The organism is Thermus sp. (genome assembly GCF_040290245.1).
Classification (GTDB): domain Bacteria; phylum Deinococcota; class Deinococci; order Deinococcales; family Thermaceae; genus Thermus_A.
The window spans coordinates 1-2,400 of the sequence record NZ_PSMQ01000113.1 but is presented as its reverse complement, the minus strand read 5'-3'; the positions used below and the strand labels follow the sequence as shown (position 1 = coordinate 2,400).

Below are 2,400 nucleotides of genomic sequence, written 5' to 3'. Positions count from 1 at the left end.
GGGTCTGGGCGCTTTCTGGGGGGAGGGATGGGGGGGGTTTTCAAGCCCCAGGCCCCGGTGCAAACCCCCTAGGTCCAGATGGGTTTCCAGGGCGTCGGCCAGGGTGTCCAGGGCCCTTTCCAGGCCCTCGGCCTCCCGCCCGAAAAGGGCCTTCTGCACCCCGGGGTTCTCCAAAAGCCCGTGCATCCAGGTGGCCAGAACACTCCCTTCTTGGTGGAAGAGGGGGAGGCCCTGGCCGTGGTGGATCTCGTAGCCTTGGACCTCGAGCCCGTTCAGCCTCCCCCAGAAGCCCCTGAGCCCCTCCAGGCGCACCCTTCTTTCCAGAACCGTCTTCCGGGCCTCCATCCGCACCCGGTAGGGGAGAAGGCCGAGCCCCGGGTGAAGCCCCTTTTCCTCCACCCCCTCCTCGTCCAGGATGGCCTCCGCCAGCATCTCCGCTCCCCCGCAGACGGCGAGAAGGGGCTTACCCTTTTGGAGGTGGGCCTGGAGGAGGGGGAGGAAGGGCTTTAGCCAGAGGAGGTCCTGGGCCGGAAGCCGGCTTCCCGGAAGGATGAGAAGCTCGGCCCCTTCCGCCTCCTCCGGGCTTTTGGCGTAGACCAGCCGGCCCAGCTCGGCCAGGGGCCAGAACTCGTCCAGGTTGGCGGCATGTGGGTAGCGGAGGAGGGCCACCTTGGGGCCTGTTCCTTCCTTGGGGCGGTAGCGGAATCCGTCCTCCTCGGGGAGACTCAGAGGGAGGAGGGGCAGGGTGCCCAGGACCGGCACCCCCGTCCAGCCCTCGAGGAGGCCGTAGGCGGGCTTTAAAAGCTCGAGGTCCCCGCGGAACTTGTTGAAGACGAAGCCGAGGAGCCGGTTCCTTTCCTCCTCCAGAAGGGCCCAGGTCCCGTAGAGGGCCCCCAGGGCCCCGCCCTGGTCCACGTCCGCCACGAGGAGGGCCTTGGCCTCGGCCCACCTGGCCACCTGGAGGTTGGGCAGGTCGGGCCAGAGGTTCCGCTCCACCGGGCTTCCCGCCCCTTCCAGGACGAGGAGGTCGTACTCCTTTAAAAGCCCCTCCAGAGCCTCCCGCACCGGGGCCTCCAGGTGGGGCCTGCGCGCCTTCCAGGGAAGGCGGGAGAGGAAGGGGTCGACCCGCCCCAGGACCACCACCTGGCTTCCCCTCTCCCCGAAGGGCTTGACGAGGACGGGGTTCATCCGCACCTCCGGCCTGGCCCCCGCCGCCAGGGCCTGGAGCCACTGGGCGCTCGCGATCTCCCCGCCCGCCACCACCCGGGCGTGGTTGGCCATGTTCTGGGCCTTGAAGGGGGCAACCCTCAGGCCCAGCCTGGAGAGGTGGCGCAAAAGCCCCGCCACCATGAGGCTTTTCCCCACCCCGCTTCCCGTTCCCCAGACGATCAAAGCCCGGCCCACGCGCCCTCCTTCAGAACCTCCTCGAGCGCCTCTAGAAGGGCCCCTTGGGCCTCCTCCCTCTGGGCGGAAAGCCTGAGCCACTCGGGAAGCCCGAAACTGGTGCACGCCCTCACCCGGATCCCCCGCTCCCTTAGGGCCCGGGCCACCTCCTCCGCCCCGCCCACCCAGACCAGGAGGAAGTTGGCGGGGCTTTCCAAGACCCGGAGGCCAAGCCCCCGAAGCCCCGCGGCCAGGAGGCGCCTCAGGCGGAAAAGCTCCTTTTTGGTCGCCTCGAGCCAGGCCCGGGCCTCGGGCTCCAGCTGGCCCCAAAGGAGGGCCTCCCCGTAGACGGAGACGGGCCAGGAGGGGGCGAGGTTCTGGAACGGGGTGAGGTCCCAAGGCCCCACCAGATACCCGGCCCGGACCCCGGTGAGGCCGTGGGCCTTGTTGGGGCTGTACAGGCGGAAGACCCCCTCGGGTAGGGGAAGGGGGGCCTCGAGGAGGTCGTGGTAGGCCAGGTCCAGGACCAGGGCCCCCCCCGCCCTTTGCGCCGCCTCCTGCAAAAAGGGGTAGACCTCCCCAGTGGGGTTGTTGGGCACGGCCAGAAAGGCCAGGCGGCTCTCGGGAAGGCGGTTTAGGAATTCCTCTGGGGTTTTGGCCTCCCATAGGGGAAGGCCCGAGGCTCTGGCTGCCCGGGCGTACTCGCCGAAGGTGGGGGCGAGGAGGAGGACCTCCCCCCGCAAGGGCGCCCAGCGGGCCAGGCGGTGGATGAGCTCGCTCGTCCCCGTGCCCACCGCCACCTGTTCCCAGGCCACGCCGTGGGCCTTGGCCAGGGCCTTGCGAAGGCCCCGGTACAGGGGGTCGGGGTAGCGGCTGGGGTCCGCCCGGCGCAGGCGCTCGAGGATCACCGGGTTGGGCCCCAGGGCGTTCGCGTTGGTGGAGAAGTCGTAAAGGGGTTCCGGACCCCCGTCCGCCCCTCCGTGGACGGGCTGCAGCGGATCGTCCAGCATCCCCCCC

The 2,400-nt window shown here is 70.1% G+C and carries 2 protein-coding genes; both read right to left on the bottom strand.

Going from position 1 to position 2,400, the window contains the following annotated elements; genetic code table 11:
- Positions 1-1,404, bottom strand: a 1,404-nt coding sequence (locus C4301_RS09835; RefSeq protein WP_352414888.1) for a cobyric acid synthase, incomplete at its 3' end; no start/stop codon positions are given.
- Positions 1,389-2,393, bottom strand: coding sequence for a pyridoxal phosphate-dependent aminotransferase (locus C4301_RS09830; protein WP_352414889.1), 1,005 nt, complete (start codon positions 2,391-2,393; stop codon positions 1,389-1,391). The genes C4301_RS09830 and C4301_RS09835, both read right to left, overlap by 16 nt.
- Between the last annotated feature and the right edge of the window lie 7 nt (positions 2,394-2,400).

Coding starts and splice junctions, on each gene's coding strand:
- C4301_RS09830 (WP_352414889.1), bottom strand. CDS start 2,393: ATGCTGGACGATCCGCTGCAGCCCGTCCACGGAGGGGCGGACGGGGGT.